A 4,667-nucleotide genomic window follows, 5' to 3' on the forward strand; every position below is an offset into this window, starting at 1 on the left:
CGACACCTACGGCGGCATGGCCCGCCACGGCGGCGGCGCCTTCTCCGGCAAGGACCCGTCCAAGGTGGACCGTTCGGCCGCGTACGCCATGCGGTGGGTGGCCAAGAACATCGTCGCCGCCAAGCTGGCGGACCGTGTCGAGGTCCAGGTCGCGTACGCGATCGGCAAGGCCGCTCCGGTGGGGCTGTTCGTCGAGGCGTTCGGCACCGAGAAGGTCGACATCGCGGTGCTGCAGCGGGCGGTGTCGGAGGTGTTCGATCTGCGTCCGGGCGCGATCATCCGCGACCTGGACCTCAAGCGCCCCATCTACGCCGCCACGGCCGCGTACGGGCACTTCGGCCGGACCGACATCGAGCTGCCCTGGGAGCGGATTGATCGGGTCGAGGACCTGAAGAAGGCCGCCGGGCTCTGACGTCCGACCCCCGGATGTCGTAGCGGGGTGCGAGGATCCGAGGCCGTGACCACAACGCACCCGGTGACCCGGGTCCCGGCGGCAGTCGCCCCCGTGGCCCGGGTCCTGCCGTTGCTCGGTGTGCCGCACCTGGACCGCGAGTTCGACTACCTGGTCCCGGAGTCGCTGTCCGAGCAGGCGAGGCCCGGGACCCGCGTGCGCGTGCGGTTCGCAGGCCGGCTCGTCGACGGTTTCCTGGTGGAGCGGGCCTCGGGGACGGACCACCGGGGCGAGCTGTCCTGGCTGGAGCGCGTCGTCTCCACCGAACAGGTTCTCACTCCCGACCTGCTCCGGCTGGTCGAGCTCGTGGCCCGTCGCTGGGTGGGCACGCGCTCGGACGTCCTGAGATTGGCCATCCCGCCCCGACACGCCGCCGCGGAGAAGTCGGTCCCCGAGGCGCAGCCCCCGCGGGGCGTCACCGCCGGGCCGGTGGAGATGCCCGACGGGTGGGCCGACCATCCCATGGCGGCGAGGTTCCTCGAGGCGACGGCCGCGGGGGTGCCGGCCCGGGCCGTGTGGACGGTCCCGCCGGGTCGGGACTGGGCGCACGCCCTGGCCACCCTCGCGGACTCGGTGCGGCGCCGGGGGCTGCAGGTGCTGCTCATCGTGCCGGACCAGCGGGATGTCGACCGGCTCACTTCGGCGTGCCGCGAGGTGGTCGGAGGGGGGACCGCCGGACGGGACCTGGTGGCCGACCTGTCCGCAGGGGTCGGACCCTCCGCCCGCTACAGGCGGTGGTTGCGCGCGGTCCGCGGCCACGCGCGCATCGTGGTGGGGACCCGCAGCGCCGTGTTCACGCCACTGCCCGAACCCGGTCTGCTCGTGCTGCACGACGACGGGGACGAGTCCTTTGTCGAACCCCGCGCCCCCTACCCGCACACCAGGGAGGTCGCCGCCCTGCGCTCCGAGACGGACGGCACCCCGCTCCTGCTCTCCTCCGTGGATCGCACCCCGGAGGTGGCGGAGTACGTCCGCTCGGGCTGGGCCCACGAGATCCGGCCCCTGCCCGGTGTGGTCCGGGCCCTCGCGCCGCGCGTCGTCGCGGTGACCGACGCCGACCCCACCCAGGCGCGGGACGTCGCCGGAGGCCGCACCCGCCTGCCGGCCGTGGCGCTGACGATGGCCCGCGAGGCGATCGACGTGGACGCCCCCGTCCTGGTCCAGGTGCCGAGGAAGGGCTACATCCCCACGTTGCTGTGCGGGTCGTGCCGCACCCCGGCGCGGTGCCGGCGATGCAACGGACCCCTGCGCGCGGGCCGGATGGACGCCGTGTACGGCCCCGTCGACCTTGCCTGCGGGTGGTGTGGGGCCCCCGACTCGGGCTTCCGGTGCGTCGCCTGCGGCTCGCGGTCGCTCCGGGCGGGCGTCGTGGGTGCCGGACGGACGGCCGAGGAGCTCGGGCGGATGTTCCCCGGGATCAGGGTGCGGACGAGCGGGGGAGGGGAGATGCTCGACTCGGTGCCTGCGAGCCCGGCCATCGTCGTGTCGACCCCCGGTGCCGAGCCCGTGGCGGAGGGCGGGTACGGCGCGGCGCTGCTGCTGGACTCGTGGGCCCTGCTCGGGCGGCCGGACCTCCGGGCCGTGCAGACCGCGCTCCGGCTCTGGATGGGCGCCGCGTCCCTGGTCCGCCCGGCCGAGGACGGGGGCCGCGTGTTCCTGTCCGCGGACTCGGAGTCACCGGTGGCCCAGGCCCTCGTGCGCTGGGACCCGCAGGGGTGGGCCGACCGGGAACTGGCCGACCGTACCGAGGTGCGCTTCCCGCCCGCCGTCCACATGATCGCGGTGGACGGACCGGCCGCGGCCCTGGCGGAGGTCCTCACCGAACTGCGGATCCCGGACGGCGTCGAGGTGCTGGGTCCGGTCGATCTGCCGGCCGGCGAGGAGCTCCCCGGCCAGGACGGGATCGACCTCCCGGAGCGGGTGCTGTTGCGGATCCCTCCGCCGCTTCTCGACCAGATGTGCGCCGAGGTGAGGGCGGTGGTCGTGGGGCGGTCGGGCCGACGGCACACCGCCCCGGTCCGGGTCCGACTCGACCCGATCCATATCGGCTGACCGGGCGATGGGGGGCCGGGTCCCGGCGACGACCTAGAATGGGCGCGTCACACGCCCCCCGCCCGCGAGGAGTTCCGATCCGCATGGCCGTCCACCCCGTCCGGCTCTTCGGCGACCCCGTCCTGAGGACCCCCGCCGACCCCGTCACGACCTTCGACGACAGGGTGGCCCGCGTCGTGGCGGACCTCATGGACACCGTCCGCCACGAGGACGGTGCGGGCCTGGCGGCTCCGCAGATCGGGGTGTCCTCGCGGGTGTTCGTCTACACCTGTGGGGGACGGGAGGGCCACCTGGTCAACCCGGAATGGCACCCGATCGGCACCGAGACGACCCTCGTCACCGAGGGCTGCCTCTCGATACCCGGGGTGTCCGAACCGACCGAGCGGTACGCGCGGGTCCTCGCCAGCGGCGTCGACATGCACGGTGACCCCGTGAGCTTCGAGGCCGAGGGCATCCTCGCCCGCGCCGTCCAGCACGAGACGGACCACCTCGACGGGGTCCTGTTCCTGCAGCGGCTCGCCCCGGAGCGCCGGCGCTCGGCGATGGCCGGGATCCGCGCATCCACCTGGTTCGGTCGCGCCGCCATCAGCGCGGGCGTCATCCACGACCACCCGGCCGACGCCATGGCGGTGAGGTGACCCCGTGCGCCTGATCTTCGCAGGGACGCCCGAGGCCGCCGTGCCCTCGCTCGAGGCGCTCCTCGCCGGCGGCCGACACGACGTGGTGGCCGTGGTCTCGCGCCCCGACGCCAGGTCCGGGCGTGGCCGGAGCGTGTCGCGGAGCCCGGTGGCGGCCGCGGCGGACGCGGCAGGCATCGAGGTCCTCACCCCACCCGGTGCCCGCGACCCGGAGTTCGCGGACCGGCTCCGCGAACTCGCACCCGATGCGGTGCCCGTGGTGGCATACGGGCACCTGGTCCCACGGCCGGTCCTGGACATCCCCACCCACGGGTGGATCAACCTCCACTTCTCCCTCCTGCCGGCGTGGCGCGGCGCCGCACCGGTCAACGCGGCCATCGAGGCCGGCGACGCGGTCACCGGCGCCACCACCTTCCGGCTGGACGAGGGCATGGACACCGGCCCCGTCCTGGGGACCATGACCGAGGCCATCCGACCTCGCGACACCGCCGGCGACCTCCTCGGCAGGCTGTCGGTGGCCGGCGCGGGACTCCTGGTCGCCACGCTGGACGCGCTCGAGACCGGGGAGCTGCGGGCGGTGCCCCAACCGGCGGAGGGGATCTCCCACGCGGGCAAGATCACCGTCGACGACGCACGGGTCCGCTGGGCGGATCCGGCACTGGCGGTCGACCGCCACATCCGTTCGGTCACACCGGCGCCCGGCGCATGGACGACCCTCGACGGCGGCAGGGTCAAGATCGGCTCCGTCCGGCCCGCCGATGAGGGCGCCCCCCACCTCGGTCCCGGGCGGATCGAGTGGGACAAGCGTGGCGTCCTCGTGGGCACGGCCACCTCGCCCGTCGTGGTGGAGACGCTCCAACCGCCCGGCAAGAAGATGATGAGCGCGCTCGACTGGGTGCGCGGCGCACGACTCGAGGACGGGGCGGCATTCGTATGAGCGCAGAAGGCGGACAGGGCCGGGGCCCGCGCGGTGCCGGCCGGCAGGGCGGCGGGCAGGGGTCCGGCCGGCAGGCCGGCGGGCAGGGCGGCGGGCAGGGCGCAGGTCGACACGGCGCCGGCAGACCACGTACCGGCCGGTCCGGCGGGGGCCAGAAGGACGCAGCGGCCTCGACGCGGCCCCGCCCCGACGCCAGGTCGGTGGCCCTCGCGGTGATGACGGCCGTGCGTGAGCGCGCGGCCTACGCCAACCTCCAGCTCCCGGCCGAACTCCGCCGGGCCGGGCTCGACACCCGCGACGCGGCTCTGGCCACCGAGCTCACCTACGGCACCCTGCGCGCGCAGGGGTTGCTGGACCGGATCATCGCCGAGGCCGCGGGCCGCCCGGTCGAGGAGATCGATCCGCCGGTCCTCGACCTGGTGCGGCTCGGCGCCTACCAGCTGCTCTACACCCGGATCGGTGCGCACGCGGCGGTCGACACGAGCGTGGAGGCCGCCCGCACGGCGGATCTGGGCCGGGCCGGGGCGTTCGTCAACGCCGTGCTGCGCAAGGTGGCCGTGCAGGATCTCGACGCGTGGGTGGCGATCCT

The 4,667-nt window shown here is 74.9% G+C and carries 5 protein-coding genes; all 5 read left to right on the forward strand.

Annotated elements, in window-relative coordinates:
* On the forward strand, nt 1-412 hold a 412-nt coding region (locus B4M60_RS15150; protein ID WP_291085931.1), incomplete at its 5' end, for a methionine adenosyltransferase domain-containing protein.
* A 45-nt stretch (nt 413-457) separates the two neighbouring features.
* On the forward strand, nt 458-2,503 hold the full coding sequence (locus B4M60_RS15155) for a primosomal protein N' (protein ID WP_291085934.1): 2,046 nt from the start codon (nt 458-460) through the stop codon (nt 2,501-2,503).
* Between the two features lie 83 nt (nt 2,504-2,586).
* A complete protein-coding gene (gene def, locus B4M60_RS15160) occupies nt 2,587-3,141 on the forward strand; it encodes a peptide deformylase (RefSeq protein WP_291085937.1) in 555 nt (184 codons plus the stop codon).
* A gap of 4 nt (nt 3,142-3,145) precedes the next feature.
* The gene (gene fmt, locus B4M60_RS15165; RefSeq protein ID WP_291085940.1) at nt 3,146-4,078 is read left to right on the forward strand and encodes a methionyl-tRNA formyltransferase; all 933 of its coding nucleotides are present in this window, start codon (nt 3,146-3,148) and stop codon (nt 4,076-4,078) included.
* A partial coding sequence (locus B4M60_RS15170; protein ID WP_291085943.1) for a transcription antitermination factor NusB occupies nt 4,075-4,667 on the forward strand: 593 nt, incomplete at its 3' end. The genes fmt and B4M60_RS15170, both read left to right, overlap by 4 nt.

Source organism: Dietzia sp. UBA5065, assembly GCA_002415925.1.
GTDB lineage: Bacteria > Actinomycetota > Actinomycetes > Mycobacteriales > Mycobacteriaceae > Dietzia.